The organism is Flagellimonas maritima, assembly GCF_003269425.1.
GTDB classification, from domain to species: Bacteria; Bacteroidota; Bacteroidia; order Flavobacteriales; family Flavobacteriaceae; genus Flagellimonas; species Flagellimonas maritima.
On the sequence record NZ_CP030104.1, the window covers coordinates 1,358,452 to 1,376,867 of the forward strand.

Consider the following 18,416-nt stretch of genomic DNA (forward strand, 5'->3'; position numbering starts at 1 on the left):
TATGAGACTCAATATATCACATTCAATATTTATTGTCTTTGCAATTTGTTGTGTATTTTCTTGTAATCAAATAAAAGAGTTACCAGTTTATAATCCATCAGATTTTAATCCAGAATTGGTAGATGTAAGTTTACATAACACAAATAAAAATCATACGGTTGGAGACTTTGAATTGATAAATCAGAATGGAGATACGATAACTCAAGACCATTATAAAGATAAAATATATGTGGTCGATTTCTTTTTTACGAGTTGCCCAACCATTTGTCCAATAATGACAACTAATATGGCTGAACTTCAAAATGAATTTTTAAAAAATGAAGACATTATGTTCTTGTCACTATCCGTAACACCTGCTATCGATAGTATTTCAGTTCTAAAAAAATATGCCAAAGAAAATGATGTGATAGACTCTAAATGGAATATAACTACCGGCAATAAAAAACACATTTATGAATTAGCCAGAAAAAGTTATTTCGCTGTTGTAGAGCAAGGCGATGGAGGTCTCCAAGATTTTATTCATACACCTAACTTTATATTGGTGGACAAGAAAAAACAAATACGCGGAATGTATGATGGAACAAATGACAAAGAAATCGAACGGTTAGTAAATGACATGCGTATTTTGACAAACTAATTATTATCAAATTCTACTGGGTATAACACCGTGCATAGCTCATTGCAGCTAAATTCTCAATCATAATTCTTTGCAAATTACTATCTTTCGGTCACTGCAGTAAATAATAGCTCACTTACCGCAATAAGCCGTATACAAAGCGTTGAGCCACAATCCCTGCGGTCGCTCAGACCGTCCCGAACACATCGGGGACTGCTCTCTGGGCTATTGTGGTACAAAGGCCAGGCTGTTAGGCACAAGCTGAAAAAAACGTTGTAACACCATTAAAAAATTTGCATCTAAATGATAAACCAACACAAGATGCATAATCCACTCGAAAAAATAGACCTAAAGAATACAGACTTTGAATTAGTGAAAAGTTCCTTGAATGGAGACCGAATAGCACTAGATAAACTGATAAAAAAGCATCAACCATTTATTTATAATGTTGCTTGGAAAATGTCACACAATCCAAACGATGCCAAAGATTTAACACAAGAAGTTTTGATTAAGGTAATAACCAATCTCTCAAAATTCTCTTTTAAAAGTGCTTTTCCAACTTGGCTGTACCGAATTGTAGTGAATGAATTTCTACAAACAAAAAGAAAGAATAAAAATCCCCAGTTTGAATCTTTCGAACATTATGGAAATACGCTAGACAATATCCCCAATCCAGAGCTCAACAAACAAGAAGAGATAGCATATGCAGAGCTTTCAAAAGAAATGCAAATTAGTTGTATGTCTGGAATGTTGATGTGTTTAAATGAAGAGCAAAGGCTTATTTATATTTTAGGCGATACATTCAATATCGACCACAATTTAGGAGCAGAGATTTTTGAAATTTCCCCACAAAACTTTCGAATAAAGTTACATAGGTCAAGAAAAGAACTTTACAACTTCATGAATAATAAATGTGGTTTGGTCAATAAGGCTAATCCTTGTCGTTGTCCAAAGAAAACCAAAGCGCTCAAAAAAATTGGCTTTTTAAATGAAAACAAGATGCTTTTTAATGTTAAGACAGCTAAAAAAATTAAAGATTTTGCATCAGAAAATCACGTAGAACTGATGGAGACAATTGAAGACAAATACACTTTGCTATTTAGAAATCATCCTGCTAAAAAACATTTTGGTAAAGAGACCATAATTGACGAATTATTAAATGATGATGACCTAATGAAGCATTTGCGACCTTAAAAAGGTACAATCCATTTTATGTAAAGCCTTTTGAATTCAAATCAAAAGGCTTTTTTGTTTTGTAACACCACCAGCAATCTTGTATCCAACTAATAAACTCAAAACAGTTTGTTATGAAAACAATGATATCAATAATGTTAATAATCATAACAAGCTGTACGAATGCGCAAATAAAAAAACCAAAAACTATGCTTGCAGACAAAATTATGCCAAATGAATATGGACAAGCCATTCTATTCTATACTGATAAAGCAGATAAAGGAACAACCATCTTAGAAGTATTAGAAAATTCAAAACAAGCAATGAAACAATACCTTCAATCTATTCCAGATGATAAAATAGATTATCAATATGCTAACGGTAAATGGACCGTAGCAGAAGTAATACAACATATAATAAGTTATGAACTGATAATGACGGAAAGAGCCTTGGTTGTAGCAGGCATCAAAACCGACTCGCTAAAATTTACATTCTATACACAATCAACTACCGTAGCAGGAGCAAAAAATAAATCAAAGCAAGAACTACTCGAAGAGTTTACAAATGTACGAGAGAATACCATCGAAGCTTTTAAGTCATTAACAGATGGAGAACTTAAAACTGTTGGAACCTTGGATGGCAACATAGCTTCTGTACGAATGATTGGACTTTGTATTTCTGGACATCAAACCCATCATTTTAATGTTTTGAAAAACCGATATGGACTTTTGTAACACCTCTCTAACTCTTGTATCTAAACTATGAACATAAAAATAATATAAGTATGACTACACAACTAATTGCTGAAAAGCTCACTTCACTTCTACGAGAAGGTAAATTTGAAGAAATTTATGACACCTTGTTTGACCAAGAAAAGGTTAAACACGTTGAACCACAATCACCTCATTTTCCGGATGTAACAGGAGTAAATGCACTTAAGGAAAAAGATAGTGTTATGGCAGGAAATATTGCCGAAGTTCATTCAATGGAAATTGGCGATGCCATTACCAGCAAAGATTTTATTGCACTACCCTACAAAATGTCTTTCAAAATGAAAGACGGCAACAAAGCAGAGCTTGATGAACTGATTGTTTACCAAGTAGAAAACGGGAAAATAATCCTTGAACAATTCTTTTATTAATTTATAAATATTTAAAAATGAATAATTTAATTAACACAATAACAGTAACTACTCTTTTAATGTTGGGTGGTTTAAACGTGAACGCACAAAACAGTAAAGCAGATTTAAGCTATGTATCAACCGTTGAACTATCAGCTGATAAGGTTTGGGAACAAATTAGAGTGATGGATAACATTGATGAAATTTCATCTTTCGTTGGCAAAGTGAAATGGACTGGACCAAAAGGTGCAGGTGGCAGTAGAGTTTGTACTGCTCCTGATGGAAAAGGTTCTTTTAAAGAAAACATTATAAAGTTTGATGATGAACAAAGAACATACACTTGGCAAGTAGTTGAAGGTGTTCCAGCAAAAGTTACCAACAGCTTTAGAGTAGTAGATTTGGGCTTAAACAAATCTATGATTGTGTGGTCTTCAAACTATAAATTTATGGAAAATCCTAACATGACAGAAGAACAGTTCAAAGCTTTTATGCTGGGAGCTGTATCGGAAATGGTTGAGAATATGGTAAAAATGGCTAGCTAAAGTCAGTTCCTGATAATTTAAAAAAGTAATCGCAATTAAAGCGCAAACCATGAGGTTTGCGCTTTTTTAATAAATTTTATTTGTCGGAAAAGTATAGGTTTTGAATCTTCAACTTTATAAATGCAAACACTTTAGACACAAGCTTGACCCGTCCTGAAATAAGGCTACATAATTTTAAAGTCGGGCAACTTCTTGAAAATTCTCGTTTTTTAACAAATAAATCAGCAACAATTATGAAACAAAAATGACGTTTTAGTTTTAACAACGGAACCACCGATTTTAATGAAAAATTTTAAACTTCAATTTTTTGCCAAAAGATATATTTCGCTAAAAAAACTGTTATTACTGATAACGCTATTATTTGGTTTATTCAATTTAAACGCTCAAGTAAAATTGAAAATGGAAATTGGGTTCCTACAAAAAACTCAATCAGAAAATTTAGGTTTATCGTTTAATGCCGAGCCAAATATTACAATTTCAGAGAAAGGCGTAATTGGGTTAAGATTTGGAATTGCATTAAATCCTCAAAAATTTGAAAATAATAATAGCACTCCATTTAACTTTGATGAAGTAAATGATAATGCTGTCATTTCTTTTCTTCCAACTTTTGATTACTATTTGAATAACAATAATACTCGACCTTATTTTGGCTTAGGATTAGGATATTATTTATTTTCATCAGTCATCATTGCAAATCCTTCCGAAAATATAACCGAAGGAAATGTCAATAACCAGTTAGGATTTCTATTAAGAGGAGGATTGGAATTGGGCAGAACAAAACTTGGTTTGGAATATAATTTTATTCCAAAAGCTGATATTAAAATCCCCAATGAACAGACAATAGGAACAGTTGATAATAGTTATTTTGCAGTCTCTATTGGGTTTACATTTGGAGGTGGCAAAAGCTCAATATAATTAACCCAATAAATCGTGTAAAACCAGTTGCCAAGGACGTGTAAAATTAACTGCTTTGGCAATTGCCTACTTGAAAAATCCCTTTGGAATTTTCCCTGGTACGTTTTTGTCTGCTAAATTAGTCGCTTAACCACGCAACTACTTATAAACGAGACCGTAGGTAGTAATTTTAGCAATACTAAAATACAACATGAACGTAAAGCCATTAGCAATCGGACTTCTTACCATTGGACTGATGAGTTGCAATTCGACTCCGAAAGAAAAGAAGAAGAGTGAAAAAAATACTTATCCTGACATTAAAATTGTAGGTGCTATGAAAAACGTAATGTGGAAAGGCGAATTAGGGAGCAGCATTGACCTTGACACTATTTCCAATAAGAACGGACTCTATGGACTTGGACCTGTGAGCTATTTAATTGGTGAATTGTTAATTAACAATGGGAAAAGCTACGTGTCAAAAGTGGCTTCGGATTCGACAATGACCGTGGAAAGAACTTTTAAAACTTCTGCACCATTTTTTGTTTATGGAAACGTAACTGAATGGAATGAAATTGAATTGCCGTCTGAAATCAAGACGATTAAGGATTTGGAGAAATATATTGACAATAAAACATCTAACTACAAAAGACCTTTTGCTTTCAAGTTAATTGGAAAAGTATCCAGTGCCATTATTCACATTCAGAATTTGCCAGAAGGAACAAAAGTTTCTTCACCTGATAAAGCACACCAAGGACAGACAAATTACAATGTAGCGAATGAAGATGCTGAAATAATTGGATTCTTCTCAACCGAACATAAAGGAGTTTTCACGCATCACGATTCATTTTTACATATGCACTTAATCACAAAAGACGAAAGTAAAATGGGACATTTGGACAAATTAGAGATCGAAGAAATGAAATTATATCTACCAAAAAATTAAAAAAACTACTGCCAATATTGGCTATAAGCTAAAAAATGAAAATCGAAAAAGCACATAGAGGGGACGCTGAAAAAATAACAGATTTGACAATCTGTTCTAAAAACTACTGGAATTATGGGGATAGCCAAATAGCTGAATGGAAAGATGAACTGACCATTACTTCAAAATACATTGATGAAAATCAAGTATATAAATTGACAATAAATAATGAACTAATTGGATTTTACGCTTTTCGGCCCGAAAACAATGAATTAGTCAAACTGAATTTCCTGTTTATCGAACCAAAATATATTGGAAAAGGACACGGAAAAATACTAATGACTGACTTTGTAAAACGGATTGAAAAAACTGGCCATAAGAAAGCTACTCTTGACGCTGACCCAAACGCTGAAAAGTTTTATGAAAGTGTTGGATTTAAAGTAGTCGGAAAACTAAAAAGCTCAATTAAAGACAGATTTTTACCAATTATGGAAATGGAAATAAAGCCTGCTTACAACAATATATAACCGCAATTATGGTAGATTCGCCTACCCTTCGGCTTCGTTCAAGGCTGGCTGAATCCACTCGAAATTGCGAGCATCAGTGTTTAACCGAAAATTAAAACATATTAACCCTTAACTGACGGTTATACGAGACTATTAGCAAATATTAAAAATAATATTATGAAAAAAACGATACTAACATTCTTAACATTAACTCTAATTTCTTGTAATACTGAGACAGACAAGAAAAATAAAAAAACTTCATTATCCCAAAAAGAAGAAGTCCCGGTAGAGATTATAGATGATAACCAAGAATTTAAAGCAATTGATTCTGATGATTTGAATCAACTGCTGGTTAAAAAGGGAGGAGACTTATCTCCCAAGGAAGTTATGAATTTATTTTATCCTAACACGGTAGAAACTGGCGAAGGAAATGAAAAAATAGAATTATTGGAAAAGGTCTCCGACAATGGAAATGTCATAGTAACATTAATCCATGATAATCTATTGGATGATTCTGTAAGAGGAGAGAAATATATAATAGAATTAAAGAGAAATAACAATAAATGGACTGTTCTTTCCATAAAAAAGAATTGGAAATGTTGGAATGGTAGAGGACATACTGACTGGGGAATAGAATTTTGTAATTGAACATTTGCTAACAAGGCCATGATTTAAAACTTAAAAATTATAAAAGGGTAGACTTGTAAAGACTATTAGCTGTCATTACCAAAATTAAACTCAATAGAATCAAATCCTTGGTGGTTTTAATGATTATTGGACTTTCAACTCCATTCCCAGCAAGAAAATCCCAGTGCTATGAGTGCCACTCTAAATTCAGGATAAAATAAGCCAATAGCCTCTAGAATAAATACATAATTTTCCAGAAAACCATACAGTCCAATCCCTCCCATCTCCCGTTCGGAATACTCCCCTGATTGTAGTATATTTAGTGTTACGGTTTTAGCTGCTGGCTAAACCCCAAAAACAACACGAAACACCTTCCGAAAATGAAACAACACTACACAACTTCACTATTATTTACCTTTCTATGTTTCAGCTTTAGCCTGCTGGCACAAACCCAAACCCAGTCAAACCAAATTCCCACTATAGACAAGAGCTTTTATGAAGGTTTGGAGTGGCGAAATATTGGACCAAACCGCGGCGGTCGCTCTTTAGGCTGCGCAGGAAGCCCGACCCGACCCAACGAATATTATTTTGGGGCCACAGGTGGTGGTTTATGGAAAACAGTAGATGGCGGTAACGAATGGAAACCCGTTACGGATGGTCAGGTCACCAGCTCATCCGTAGGTGCCGTAGCGGTTGCAGAAACCAATCCAGATGTGGTCTACATCGGCATGGGCGAAGTACAGTTGCGCGGTAGCATCACCCAAGGCGATGGTGTATACAAATCCGAGGATGCAGGCAAAACTTGGAAGCATTTAGGACTAAAAGAAACCCAGGCCGTTGCACGGATCAGAATCCATCCCACCAATCCAGATATCGTTTACGTTGCCGCATTGGGACATCCGTATGGCGATAATGAAGAGCGTGGCGTGTTCAGGAGTACAAACGGAGGAGATACTTGGGAAAAGGTATTGTATGTAAGTCCAAAGGCAGGTGCAGTAGATTTAATCATCGACCGCAACAATCCAGATATACTATACGCCAGTACGTGGCAAGTGTACCGTAAAGCATGGAAAATGTGGGGTGGTGGCGGCGATAGCAAACTGTGGAAATCTGTAAACGGTGGCGATACATGGACCGACCTCACAAAAAATTCGGGAATGCCCAAAGGACCCATCGGAAAAATTGGCGTTACCGTATCTCCTGTAGATTCCAATAGGGTTTGGGCCATAGTGGAGGCCAATGAGGGCGGTGTTTTTCGTTCCGATGATGCAGGTAAGACCTGGGAGCGTACCAACGACGAGCGCAAGCTACGGCAACGTGCATTTTATTATTCCAGAATTTATGCTGACCCTTTGGACAAGGAAACTGTTTACGGCCTTAACACCCGAATGTACAAATCCACGGACGGAGGCAAAACCTTTGATACCATTATACAAACGCCACATGGCGATAATCATGATCTATGGATAGATCCCAATAATCCTGATCGTATGATCAATTCCAATGATGGTGGTGGCAACGTGACCATCAACGGCGGTAAAAGTTGGACAGAACAGGATTACGTTACTACGCAATTTTATCATGTGATGGCCACCAACGATGTTCCCTATCATGTAGCTGGCGCACAGCAGGACAATAGCACGTTGGCCATGCCGAGCGACGGCTGGGACCATATGCAAGCAAGAGGGCCCAATCACGGTTGGTACTATGCGGTGGGCGGGGGAGAAAGTGGCTGGATTACCCAACATCCTAAAAATCTGGATATTTTCTATGCTGGAAGTCAAGGTGCCTTGTTAACGCGCTATGACCGAAGCAATGGACAATCAAGGGATATTCAAGTGTACCCCCGATTTTTTTCGGGAGAGCCGGCAGAAGCACTCCCAGAGCGTTGGCAGTGGACATTCCCAATTATGTTCGCCCCGCAGGATTCCAATGTCATGTACACCTGTTCACAACATGTATGGAAAACTACGAATGACGGACAATCCTGGGAAAAAATAAGTCCCGACCTCACCTATGCGGACCCCACTACGCTCGGAAAAACGGGAGGCGTAATCACCATGGACATGAACGGCCCAGAAATCTATGCAACCGTTTTTGCCTTAGCACCTTCTTTCCACGACATCAATACCATTTGGGCAGGTTCAGATGATGGGAAAATTCACATTACCAGGGATGGAGGTGAAAATTGGGAAGACATTACCCCAAAAGAATTGCCGAAATTTTCACGTGTCAGCATCATAGATGAGTCAAAACACAGACCGGGCACTTTGTTCGTAGCTGCGAACCGCTACCAAGTGGACGACAGACAGCCCTATGTTTTCAAGACCAACGATTATGGTAAGACATGGACCAAAATCACCAACGGCATAGCGGACGGACATTTTGCCAGAGCGATTCGAGAAGATCACGTTCGACAAGGCCTTCTGTTTTTGGCTACGGAGCATGGCGTTTATTTTTCAATGAACGATGGGGAGCAATGGCAAAGCTTACAATTAAAATTACCCGATACGCCCATTCGGGATTTGGTTATTAAGGATAATGATGTGGTTTTGGGTTCGCACGGTCGCGGTTTTTGGATTTTGGATGATATTCAACCCTTGCGCCAGTACACGGACGGGATGAAGAATCAGTCGGCAGTGCTATTTAAGCCTTCGGATGCCATCCGCGGAATCAGTGACGCTACGATTCAATATTACCTAAAGGAACAGATGGATACGATTACCTTCGAGATTTTGGATGCAAAAGACCAGTTGATCGATACCTTTACGGGCAGTAAACCTGAATACAAAGAAGATCCAAATCTTCCATGGTGGCAAAAAGGAGGTTCCTCAAAACCCACAACGGCCAAGGGCATCAACACCTTTACTTGGGATTTACGATATCCGGGCGCTACCGAATTTGATGGAATGATCATTTGGAGCGCGCGTCCGCAAAGAGGGCCAAAAGCACCTTTGGGCACGTATAAGGTTCGTATGAAGTCTGGGGACTACGAGAAAACCTATCCATTCTCAGTTACCATAAACCCTAACCTTAAAGGCATTACCAAAGCAGACTTGGATGAGCAATTTAAGCTCGCTAACAAAATCATGGAAAAGACCAGTACAGCAAATGAAGCTGTAATTAATATCCGTGAAATGCGAAAGGTAATCGATTCCAGCAGGGGGAAAATCTCCAGTACTGCCCTCAAAAAAACGATTGACCCATTCGTAGCTAAAATTACTACGGTTGAAGAAGCTCTGTATCAGGTAAAGAATCAATCTGGACAAGACCCACTCAATTTCCCCATTAAACTGAACAATCGGTTGGCCTCTTTACGAAGAAGTGTAGAGAGCGGCGATGCAAAACCGACGGATGGTGCTTACAAAGTATACAAAGAACTTTCTGCGGAACTTGAAGAACACCTTGCTGATCTCAATTCCATTTTAGAGAAAGACTTGCCCAAAGTAAACGCTATTCTGGAAAGTAGTGGCGTTGATCAAATTGAAGTATCCAAATGATGACCAAAAGCCAATAGTGTAAAAAAAGGTAAACAATTTCAAAATTCAGTGTATGTCCGATTTACAAATTGCCAAGAAAACCACCTTGAAGCATATTTCCAAAATTGCTGAAAAATTCGGTATAGACCCCGATGATATAGAAATGTACGGGAAGTTTAAGGCCAAGTTACCTTTAAAAGCTATTGACAAGCAAAGGGCAAGCCAGAGCAATCTTATATTGGTATCTGCCATTTCGCCAACACCGGCGGGCGAAGGAAAAACAACCATGTCCATCGGTCTTTCTGAAGGTTTGAACCGTTTGAACAAGAAAACGACAGTTGTTTTACGAGAGCCTTCATTAGGCCCGGTTTTTGGAATAAAAGGCGGTGCTACTGGTGGCGGATATTCCCAAGTACTACCCATGGAAGATATCAATCTTCACTTTACGGGGGATTTTTCCGCTATTGAGAAAGCCCACAATCTTTTGGCTGCCATCATCGACAATAACATTCAAAGTAAAACAAATTCCCTACGATTGGACCCAAGAACCATAACCTGGAAACGCGTAGTGGATTTGAACGATCGTGCATTGCGGCATGTTATCGTAGGTTTGGGCGGAACCACATCCGGTGTGCCTAGGGAAACTGGTTTTGATATCACCGCAGCTTCAGAAATTATGGCCATTCTTTGTTTAGCGGAAAATCTGAACGATTTAAAAAAGCGGTTGGGCAATATTTTTATTGGATACACTTTTGATAAAAATCCGATTTACGCCAAGGATTTAAAAGCTGAAGGAGCTATGACGGCTTTGCTCAAAGATGCTATAAAGCCGAACTTGGTACAGACCATAGAAGGGAATCCCGCAATCATTCATGGGGGGCCCTTTGCGAACATCGCCCAAGGAACCAATACCGTTCTTGCAACCTTGATGGGCATGTCCCATTCAGAATACACCGTTACCGAAGCTGGGTTTGGATTTGACCTTGGTGCAGAAAAGTTCTTCGATATAAAATGTCAAAGTGCTGGCCTAAAACCTAAGGCCGTAGTGCTCACTACAACAATCCGCGCCTTAAAGTACCACGGCGGTGCAGACTTAAAATCCCTGACAGAGCCCAATGTTGAAGCCTTAAAAAAAGGAATTCCGAATTTGGAGAAACATCTGGAAAATATTTCCAAGTTCAATGTATCTGCAGTGATTGCCATTAATAAATTTACTTCTGATACTGAAGAAGAAATCGATACCATTAAAGATTTTGCAGCTTCCAAAGGGATTAAAGTAGCCTTGGCAGAGGTTTGGGAAAAAGGAGGGAAAGGTGCAATTAAACTGGCCCAACATGTTATTGATATCGTTGAATCGGACACCTCGGATTTTAAACCGTTGTATCAATGGGAGTCCAGCGTTATGGACAAAATAGAAACTATTGCCACAGAAATCTATGGTGCCGAGCATGTGGATTATTCCTCCAAAGCAAAAGCGCACCTTAGAAAAATATCCAATCTAGGTTTAGATCACCTACCGGTCTGTATTGCCAAAACCCAAAAATCGTTATCGGACAATCCAAAATTGCTGGGGCGGCCCAAAGACTTTATCATCACGGTCAGGGAGATAGAAATAGCTGCCGGTGCGGGTTTTTTGATTCCGATTACGGGCGATATTATGAGAATGCCAGGATTGCCCGCGCATCCTGCATCTGAAGAAATAGATATTACGGATGACGGGGAAATTGTTGGATTGTTTTAGTTTTCAGTTATTCAATCTGTTTTAGTATTTGCAATGTATTTGTGAAGTACTTTTTTAAAGTTGGCAGATGAAGGCTTTGGCATATTCTTATCTACTATCAAACCAGTAGGACTAATCAAAACATACTGTGGAGTCACATTTAATAGCTTGCTATCGTTGCTCTTATCTCCTAGTTTCCTTAGGTTTAATGTTAAAAAGGGGTTTTTATAAGTCGTTCCAGTATAATAATGTGGAAATTGCAAATCAAATTTTTTTATATCCCTGTACCATCTTTTTTTATTTTTTCCTATGTATGCACTTATTAACACTAAGTTAGGATGCAGCTTATTATAGTTTGAGTTTAAAAAAGGAAATTCTTTAATACACGGAACACACCCAGAGGACCAATAATCAATTAACAACCATTTGCCCTTAAATTTGGTGTATGGTATAGTATCACCATTTTTGTTTATTAGCCATGCTCTATGCGATAAATAGTTCCCATTCTCAAGTGCTTTAATCTGTATGTAAGAATCAGGTTGATTTACCTGAGCCTTTAATCCATAACCAAAAAACATCAAGAATGCTAAGACAATCATTAACCTTATTGATTTAAATCCAAGATGTGCCATTGTACTTTGATTTTATTATAATGTATATCATATTGAGTATTAATAACCCGAAGAAAAAACCGAAAAACGGACCTGGGTCTGGGAGTTTTAAATCTGCCGGCGGTTCAGGAAAAGTTGATAAATTTAAATAAAGTCCTACAGTGCTAACAAGCATGCCTACAATCGCCAACCACCTTGATAGTTTCTTTTGTTTAAAAATCGCAATACTTAGAAAAAGAGTACCGAAAGAAACGAATATATCAAAACAAAAATCCATTGCCAATTGAGTCAGATTCCCAATTTCAAAACTTCTTTCAAATATTTCTTTAGATAGTTGTGAAGTTAATTTCCTGTAATCGCTGACAGAGCTATAAATTGCCTTCTGTACATTGAACATAAGAGTATTGCAAAAACCTGCAAATGCCAGAAATACCAACCCTACTATATTATAGATACTGTTGCCATGACGCCTGATGAACAAATAAAAACCTAAACAACTAATTATAAATAAGGGTCCAAAAGTGATCTCCATTAAAAGTGACCAAATATCATTTCTGTGATATGAAGTCATTATAGGGTATGTAAAAGAGCCGATGATTCCGCAACCAAGTGCCAGATATATGGCTTGTTTCCTTTCATTGAAAGATAGTTTCATAAACAAGATTATAGGATTAAAACTAATATTAGAAACATAGTTTCTATCCAGAAATGAAAATATGTGCTTAAAACGAATATATAGGGATAAACAACTCTAGAAGGTGAAGGAAATATTTGCAAATTAATTTGGCCACGATCAATTGGTGGACTAGCAACTTAATGTTTTAACTATGTACAAACCAATCCTCGTCAAATTGATTTGCAATTCTTTAAATTTGAAGAAGCTTAAGTCAATGAAAACACTCTCTGTAAATCAGAAATATAAAGTATCCCTAGCAATACTAACCACTAGTTTTATGGTTTTGCTTATATTTCAACCTTTTGATATTAAGCACGGCTTTACGTTTACAGGTATAGTCAGGGTGTTGACATATTCAATAATGACCTCTATTGTTTATTTAAGTTTTGACCTTTGGGCTGCCCCCATTTTAAAAAAAAGAAAGTGGAATCCATTTTATGTTACCCTTTGGTATTCCATAGTTTTCATTTGTATTTCGATTTCAATTTTTTTTATTAAAAATCTTTGGTTGAAGTTCACTGTTTATACTTTGAATGATTATTGGACAGTACTGGGCAAAGTCTCTTTAATCACTTTTGCACTGATTTCAATTTTTATATTGATATATAGATTGAACTTATTTAAAGATAAGCCTTCACAAATTAAACTAAAATCAGCTGATACAAATCCTAAATACCTACAAGTTCAGCGAAATCAGATTTTGGCGTTGAGCCAAGAGAAAAATTATACTACAATCTTCTATCTTAGTGATAATAAATTTAAAAAGATTCTATTGAGAGGTAGTTTAAGTCACTTTCAAACTCAATTGAGTAGAGAAATGGTGCGTATAAACAGAAGTTATATAATAAATCTTGATTATGTTATCAATCTAAACCTCAACGCTCAGGGCGGTGTTATTAAGATGAAATATTTTGATGGGCATTTAAAGCTATCGAAGAAATTCGTTAAAAATATTGATGAGATAGTCAAATGATTTTCCTTAGCTTTAGATTTAAATTTTGTTTATCAGAGTAATTCTAGTCAAGATTTTATGAGAAAATTTCTTATAGTTTTAGCGCTATTTACTTTTGATTTTATATGGGCCCAGACCGAAGTTGAGCAACTTACATTATCCAATGCTGCCCTGGAGCTAACTGAACAGAACGTGACCTATGACCCTAGTTATTTTTCCATTGCTTATCCCAACGGTGATGTGCCAAGCGATAAAGGTGTTTGTACTGATGTAGTGATTAGGGCCTACCGAAAATTGGGAATCGATTTACAAAAGGAGGTTCATGAGGATATGAAAGCCCATTTTAGCATGTATCCTAAAATTTGGGGATTGCGAACTACCGATAAAAATATCGATCACCGAAGGGTGCCCAATCTAATGACCTATTTTAAGCGGAAGGGTGCCCAAAAATCAATTTCAGATGAAGCCAAAGATTATCTCCCTGGAGATGTTGTCTGTTGGAGTTTAGGTGGAGCCATTACACATATAGGAATTGTGGCGAATAAAAAATCGAACGATGGGAAACGGAATTTAATCGTACATAATATTGGTCGCGGACAGGTGCTTGAGGATATGCTTTTTGACTTTAAAATTATTGGGCATTATCGCTACAAAACACAATACTCTTTAAACTAGCAAACCATGTCTTTTTATCAAAAAGTAACCGAGGTTGGCTCCAAGTATATCAAGAAGCATAAGCTTTTTAAATATGGCTTTAACCTATCCCCTATGTACCGAAGAAGCACAGCTAAAATTACTTATGTTTCTGAGGATTTATTGAAAATTAATATCAAGCTCCCCGTCAATTATAAGAACAGAAATTATATGAATACCATTTTTGGAGGGAGCATGTTTTCTGCAGTAGACCCAATCCCAATGGTCCAATTGGTAAGCCTTTTGGGGAAGGACTACGTGGTATGGGATAAATCTGCAGAAATTTTCTTTAAACGTCCTGCCAAGGAAAATCTCTATTGTGAGTTCACTTATAGTTTAGAAGAGCTGCACGCTATACGAAACAAGGTTGAAAATCAAAATGAAGTAGAAATTATAAAGTCCTCGTCCCTTACAAATCAAGACCGATCGGTCGTGTATTGTACTGTAAAGAAAACTATCTACGTGGCCGATAAGGTTTTTTATAAAAAGAAATTGGGCAAGCGAAGGTTGAAAGAGACGCAAAACTCAAATTAGCGCTTATGTTGCGCATGACTTACTGAAAACTTTCCCTTCCAGAATTGCTGTTTGCAATTTTGGCCTCCCCACGAGGTGATATACTTCGCCCCCAAGAAGCATTAACGTTATATACGCTGCAACCAATAACGCATGTCAACTTCCTTTTTAATAATCTCCTTTACCTCATCAAGCTTCACTCGTTGTTGTTCCATCGTATCTCGGTGACGTATGGTTACTGTATTATCTTCTAAGGTTTGATGGTCAATAGTAATACAGAAAGGCGTACCTGCTGCATCCTGGCGACGATAGCGCCTTCCCACGGCATCTTTTTCATCGTAAGCAATATTGAAATCCCACTTAAGCTCTTCTACCAAATTTTCCGCTACTTCTGGCAGACCATCACGTTTTAAGAGTGGGAGAATAGCTGCCTTGGTCGGAGCCAAAACTGCTGGGATTTTAAGAACGGTTCTTGTTGTGCCATTTTCTAGTTCTTCTTCTTGCAACGAATTGGAGAAAACTGCCAAAAACATCCTATCCAGACCTATAGAGGTTTCGAGAACATAGGGCACATAACTTTCATTCAGCTCATGGTCAAAGTATTGCAGCTTTTTCCCTGAATATTTTTCATGTTGGCTTAAATCAAAATCGGTACGGGAATGGATTCCCTCCAGCTCCTTAAATCCGAACGGAAACTTAAATTCGATATCAGCTGCCGCATCGGCGTAATGAGCCAGTTTTTCATGGTCATGAAAGCGATAATTGTCCTCCCCCATTCCAAGGGAAAGATGCCATTTCATTCTTTTTTCCTTCCATTTCCCGTACCATTCTTTTTGTGTGCCCGGTTTAATGAAAAACTGCATTTCCATCTGTTCAAATTCACGCATACGGAAGATGAACTGGCGCGCTACAATCTCATTTCGGAAAGCCTTTCCTGTCTGGGCGATACCAAACGGAATTTTCATTCGCCCTGTTTTCTGGACATTTAGGAAGTTCACAAAGATTCCTTGGGCAGTTTCGGGACGCAAATATAAATCCATAGCTGAGTCTGCAGAGGCCCCCAACTTGGTGCCAAACATTAAATTGAACTGCTTTACATCCGTCCAGTTTTTAGAGCCTGAAAGTGGACAGGCAATTTCCAATTCCTCTATCAAGGCTTTTACATCGGCCAAATCTTCTTTCTCCAATGATTTTCCAAGTCGCTTTAAGATTTCATTGGCTTTGGCTTGATATCCAAGTACTCTGGGATTGGTCTCCAAAAATTGTTTTTTGTCAAAACTGTTCCCAAAACGTTTAGCAGCTTTAACAACTTCTTTATCGATTTTTGCTTCAATCTTGGCTACATGGTCTTCGACCAAAACATCGGCACGGTATCTTTTTTTGGAATCTTTATTATCGATCAATGGATCGTTGAAAGCATCTACATGACCGGAAGCTTTCCAAGTGGTCGGGTGCATAAAGATAGCAGCGTCTATCCCAACAATATTATCATTGAGCTGTACCATGGCTTGCCACCAATATTCCCTGATATTCTTTTTTAGCTCAGCACCGTTCTGTGCATAATCGTACACCGCGCTGAGCCCGTCGTAAATCTCGCTTGATTGAAATACGTATCCATATTCCTTTGCGTGGGAGATAACTTTCTTAAAAATGTCTTCCTGATTTGCCATTGGGCAAAAATAGAATTTTACCCTAAAAGAAATGATTTATTTCAACTGAAATTCTGTAGAAGCCAAAAGCCTTTCATCCTCAAAAACATTGAGCGTGTAGATTCCTTCTTCCAAAGAACCTTCTGGAACGGTGATAGCGTCACAGATACTGATCTCTTTGCCCGTGTAAACGATTTCTACTTTTTTGCTATAGGTGTTGCCACTTACGGAAATAGTAGTGGCATTGTCCTCTATTACTTTCATATTCTGATCGAGAAATTGAAGGTACAATACCTTTACCTCGCCATCTTCGGTGGCATCGCTCAAAATAGTAACGCAGCCCCTTAGTTTTTCTATAGTCGAAGCTTTATTGGTCTTTAAGGGTCGTCCTGCGCGCAATCTAAAGCCGCTGCCCTCTGCATTTTGAAGTTTTAAATAGCTTTTTATTTTAAGTTCCTTGGTCAGTTCTTTATTTGTTTCGCGCAAAAGAGATTCCGCGCGTTCCATATTAATTGCCCTGCCCCTTACCTCTTCCAGCTTTTTTAGGGTTTCTTCATATCGGCTTGCCAACAAACCGTTGTTATATCTAAGAAAATTGTTCTTCAGCTTTAAGCTATCAAACTTTACTTCCAATGTGCGGAGTTCTTTTCGAGTTTCTTTTATCTTGGTAATGCTAAAGTTTAGACGGCCAACGGAATCCAATAATTGTTGCACTTTGAACCTTGATGTCTGCAACTCAATATCGTTCACCTCATTTAGACCTGATAAGCGATCAACTTCAGCTTTCATTAAAGTCAAATCCTTGACCAAAAGTGATTTTTCCTGTTCCAAAAATGACATTTGGTTTTTGGATTGTGCGTAACTATAATAGAAAGCAATCAAAATGCCGACAATTACCGCAAGAAGGGCAGCAAAAATAATCTTGTAGTTAAAATTATTATCTTGGGCATCCATGGGTTAATAGGCTACTCTAAAGCGTATAAGATTTGATTATAAAAAGGTTGGCTAAGATACTAAACGAGATTAACAACATACTATTGCCAAAGGTATGTTTTGGATGTAATGCGCAATTATCCAGAGGAGAAAGCGTATTATGTGCCATTTGTCGACATGAGCTGCCACTCACCGACTATAACTTTGTTGATGAAAACTCGGTAGACCTTATTTTTTATGGGAGAATTCCTATTAAAAAAGCGGCTTCTTTCGTTTTTTTCGCCAAAAATGGAATCGTTAAAAATCTTTTACACCATCTAAAATACAAAAACCAAGAACAAATAGGTAGCTTTTTTGGCGATTGGTATGGTAATTTACTGAAAAAAAATGGTACGCTTAAAACTGTTGATATCGTAATTCCTGTGCCTTTACATCCTAATAAAGAGAAAAAACGCGGCTATAACCAAGTGGCATTATTTGCTCAAAAAATTGCAAAACACATTGATGCCGCTTATAGGGACGATATACTTTTTAAAGTTGTAAACACAAAAACCCAGACAAAAAAGGATAGACAATTGCGTTGGGAGAATACCAAAGATGTTTTTCAATTAAAAAATGTTGAGCCAATTCATTTTAAACATATACTTCTTGTAGATGATGTAATAACCACGGGGGCAACTATAGAAGCTTCCGCAAAAAAGCTTTTTCAACTTAAAGACATTGATATTTCAGTATTGAGTATTGCCGTGGTTCCTTAGGTTAAATTTTATTAACGCTTCCCTTCAATTTT

19 protein-coding genes are annotated in these 18,416 nt (G+C 37.4%); 15 read left to right on the forward strand and 4 right to left on the reverse strand.

Going from position 1 to position 18,416, the window contains the following annotated elements:
- Position 1 precedes the first annotated feature (1 nt).
- The 11 genes from HME9304_RS06005 to HME9304_RS06055 all read left to right on the forward strand — a co-directional run bounded on the left by HME9304_RS06005 (position 2) and on the right by HME9304_RS06055 (position 11,620).
- Positions 2-637, forward strand: coding sequence for an SCO family protein (locus HME9304_RS06005; protein ID WP_112377719.1), 636 nt, complete (start codon positions 2-4; stop codon positions 635-637).
- A 300-nt stretch (positions 638-937) separates the two neighbouring features.
- On the forward strand, positions 938-1,810 hold the full coding sequence (locus HME9304_RS06010; protein ID WP_239023398.1) for an RNA polymerase sigma factor: 873 nt from the start codon (positions 938-940) through the stop codon (positions 1,808-1,810).
- 113 nt (positions 1,811-1,923) lie between these two features.
- Positions 1,924-2,523 carry a DinB family protein gene (locus HME9304_RS06015; protein WP_112377721.1) on the forward strand — a complete coding sequence of 200 codons (600 nt, stop codon included), beginning with the start codon at positions 1,924-1,926 and terminating at the stop codon, positions 2,521-2,523.
- Positions 2,524-2,573: 50 nt separating this feature from the next.
- Positions 2,574-2,930 (forward strand): SnoaL-like domain-containing protein, encoded by a 357-nt coding sequence (locus HME9304_RS06020; protein ID WP_112379744.1) that lies wholly within the window; start codon positions 2,574-2,576, stop codon positions 2,928-2,930.
- Between the two features lie 17 nt (positions 2,931-2,947).
- Positions 2,948-3,451, forward strand: coding sequence for an SRPBCC family protein (locus HME9304_RS06025; RefSeq protein WP_112377722.1), 504 nt, complete (start codon positions 2,948-2,950; stop codon positions 3,449-3,451).
- A gap of 282 nt (positions 3,452-3,733) precedes the next feature.
- Entirely contained in the window at positions 3,734-4,366 is a 633-nt protein-coding gene (locus tag HME9304_RS06030) for a hypothetical protein (RefSeq protein WP_112377723.1), read from the forward strand.
- Between the two features lie 190 nt (positions 4,367-4,556).
- A complete protein-coding gene (locus HME9304_RS06035; RefSeq protein WP_112377724.1) occupies positions 4,557-5,288 on the forward strand; it encodes an acetolactate decarboxylase in 732 nt (243 codons plus the stop codon).
- A gap of 35 nt (positions 5,289-5,323) precedes the next feature.
- Positions 5,324-5,794, forward strand: a complete 471-nt coding sequence (locus HME9304_RS06040; RefSeq protein ID WP_112377725.1) for a GNAT family N-acetyltransferase — start codon at positions 5,324-5,326, stop codon at positions 5,792-5,794.
- 156 nt (positions 5,795-5,950) lie between these two features.
- A complete protein-coding gene (locus HME9304_RS06045; RefSeq protein WP_112377726.1) occupies positions 5,951-6,421 on the forward strand; it encodes a hypothetical protein in 471 nt (156 codons plus the stop codon).
- A gap of 359 nt (positions 6,422-6,780) precedes the next feature.
- The gene (locus HME9304_RS06050; RefSeq protein WP_112377727.1) at positions 6,781-9,900 is read left to right on the forward strand and encodes a WD40/YVTN/BNR-like repeat-containing protein; all 3,120 of its coding nucleotides are present in this window, start codon (positions 6,781-6,783) and stop codon (positions 9,898-9,900) included.
- A 52-nt stretch (positions 9,901-9,952) separates the two neighbouring features.
- Positions 9,953-11,620 (forward strand): formate--tetrahydrofolate ligase, encoded by a 1,668-nt coding sequence (locus HME9304_RS06055; RefSeq protein WP_112377728.1) that lies wholly within the window; start codon positions 9,953-9,955, stop codon positions 11,618-11,620.
- 11 nt (positions 11,621-11,631) lie between these two features.
- Here the strand turns inward: HME9304_RS06055 and HME9304_RS06060 are convergent, their stop codons facing one another.
- Together HME9304_RS06060 and HME9304_RS16820 are read right to left on the reverse strand one after the other, a co-directional pair.
- On the reverse strand, positions 11,632-12,231 hold the full coding sequence (locus HME9304_RS06060) for a TlpA family protein disulfide reductase (protein WP_112377729.1): 600 nt from the start codon (positions 12,229-12,231) through the stop codon (positions 11,632-11,634).
- Positions 12,212-12,607, reverse strand: a complete 396-nt coding sequence (locus HME9304_RS16820) for a hypothetical protein (protein ID WP_123877362.1) — start codon at positions 12,605-12,607, stop codon at positions 12,212-12,214. The genes HME9304_RS06060 and HME9304_RS16820 overlap by 20 nt, the downstream gene beginning before the upstream one ends.
- Before the next feature lie 556 nt (positions 12,608-13,163).
- Between HME9304_RS16820 and HME9304_RS16910 the strand changes: the two genes are divergently transcribed.
- The 3 genes from HME9304_RS16910 to HME9304_RS06080 are packed head-to-tail and all read left to right on the forward strand — an operon-like array spanning position 13,164 to position 15,065.
- Positions 13,164-13,859, forward strand: coding sequence for a LytTR family DNA-binding domain-containing protein (locus tag HME9304_RS16910; protein ID WP_206170501.1), 696 nt, complete (start codon positions 13,164-13,166; stop codon positions 13,857-13,859).
- A gap of 57 nt (positions 13,860-13,916) precedes the next feature.
- The gene (locus HME9304_RS06075) at positions 13,917-14,513 is read left to right on the forward strand and encodes a DUF1287 domain-containing protein (RefSeq protein WP_112377732.1); all 597 of its coding nucleotides are present in this window, start codon (positions 13,917-13,919) and stop codon (positions 14,511-14,513) included.
- 6 nt (positions 14,514-14,519) lie between these two features.
- A complete protein-coding gene (locus tag HME9304_RS06080) occupies positions 14,520-15,065 on the forward strand; it encodes a DUF4442 domain-containing protein (protein ID WP_112377733.1) in 546 nt (181 codons plus the stop codon).
- Positions 15,066-15,172: 107 nt separating this feature from the next.
- Here the strand turns inward: HME9304_RS06080 and HME9304_RS06085 are convergent, their stop codons facing one another.
- Positions 15,173-16,714 (reverse strand): glycine--tRNA ligase, encoded by a 1,542-nt coding sequence (locus HME9304_RS06085; RefSeq protein WP_112377734.1) that lies wholly within the window; start codon positions 16,712-16,714, stop codon positions 15,173-15,175.
- Between the two features lie 36 nt (positions 16,715-16,750).
- Positions 16,751-17,647: a hypothetical protein gene (locus tag HME9304_RS06090; protein ID WP_112377735.1), complete on the reverse strand. Its 897-nt coding sequence runs from the start codon at positions 17,645-17,647 to the stop codon at positions 16,751-16,753.
- Positions 17,648-17,694: 47 nt separating this feature from the next.
- Here HME9304_RS06090 and HME9304_RS06095 point away from each other — a divergent pair, with 47 nt between their 5' ends.
- Positions 17,695-18,384, forward strand: a complete 690-nt coding sequence (locus tag HME9304_RS06095) for a ComF family protein (RefSeq protein ID WP_239023399.1) — start codon at positions 17,695-17,697, stop codon at positions 18,382-18,384.
- The last annotated feature ends 32 nt before the right edge of the window (positions 18,385-18,416 follow it).

Excerpts from the sequence above, each read along its gene's own strand:
- HME9304_RS06060 (WP_112377729.1), bottom strand. The coding sequence starts at position 12,231 with ATGGCACATCTTGGATTTAAATCAATAAGGTTAATGATTGTCTTAGCA.
- HME9304_RS06045 (WP_112377726.1), top strand. The coding sequence starts at position 5,951 with ATGAAAAAAACGATACTAACATTCTTAACATTAACTCTAATTTCTTGT.
- HME9304_RS06010 (WP_239023398.1), top strand. The coding sequence starts at position 938 with ATGCATAATCCACTCGAAAAAATAGACCTAAAGAATACAGACTTTGAA.
- HME9304_RS06040 (WP_112377725.1), top strand. The coding sequence starts at position 5,324 with ATGAAAATCGAAAAAGCACATAGAGGGGACGCTGAAAAAATAACAGAT.
- HME9304_RS06025 (WP_112377722.1), top strand. The coding sequence starts at position 2,948 with ATGAATAATTTAATTAACACAATAACAGTAACTACTCTTTTAATGTTG.
- HME9304_RS16820 (WP_123877362.1), bottom strand. The coding sequence starts at position 12,607 with ATGTTCAATGTACAGAAGGCAATTTATAGCTCTGTCAGCGATTACAGG.
- HME9304_RS06030 (WP_112377723.1), top strand. The coding sequence starts at position 3,734 with ATGAAAAATTTTAAACTTCAATTTTTTGCCAAAAGATATATTTCGCTA.
- HME9304_RS06090 (WP_112377735.1), bottom strand. The coding sequence starts at position 17,647 with ATGGATGCCCAAGATAATAATTTTAACTACAAGATTATTTTTGCTGCC.
- HME9304_RS06080 (WP_112377733.1), top strand. The coding sequence starts at position 14,520 with ATGTCTTTTTATCAAAAAGTAACCGAGGTTGGCTCCAAGTATATCAAG.
- HME9304_RS06050 (WP_112377727.1), top strand. The coding sequence starts at position 6,781 with ATGAAACAACACTACACAACTTCACTATTATTTACCTTTCTATGTTTC.
- HME9304_RS06015 (WP_112377721.1), top strand. The coding sequence starts at position 1,924 with ATGAAAACAATGATATCAATAATGTTAATAATCATAACAAGCTGTACG.
- HME9304_RS06035 (WP_112377724.1), top strand. The coding sequence starts at position 4,557 with ATGAACGTAAAGCCATTAGCAATCGGACTTCTTACCATTGGACTGATG.
- HME9304_RS16910 (WP_206170501.1), top strand. The coding sequence starts at position 13,164 with ATGGTTTTGCTTATATTTCAACCTTTTGATATTAAGCACGGCTTTACG.
- HME9304_RS06005 (WP_112377719.1), top strand. The coding sequence starts at position 2 with ATGAGACTCAATATATCACATTCAATATTTATTGTCTTTGCAATTTGT.
- HME9304_RS06020 (WP_112379744.1), top strand. The coding sequence starts at position 2,574 with ATGACTACACAACTAATTGCTGAAAAGCTCACTTCACTTCTACGAGAA.
- HME9304_RS06085 (WP_112377734.1), bottom strand. The coding sequence starts at position 16,714 with ATGGCAAATCAGGAAGACATTTTTAAGAAAGTTATCTCCCACGCAAAG.
- HME9304_RS06075 (WP_112377732.1), top strand. The coding sequence starts at position 13,917 with ATGAGAAAATTTCTTATAGTTTTAGCGCTATTTACTTTTGATTTTATA.
- HME9304_RS06055 (WP_112377728.1), top strand. The coding sequence starts at position 9,953 with ATGTCCGATTTACAAATTGCCAAGAAAACCACCTTGAAGCATATTTCC.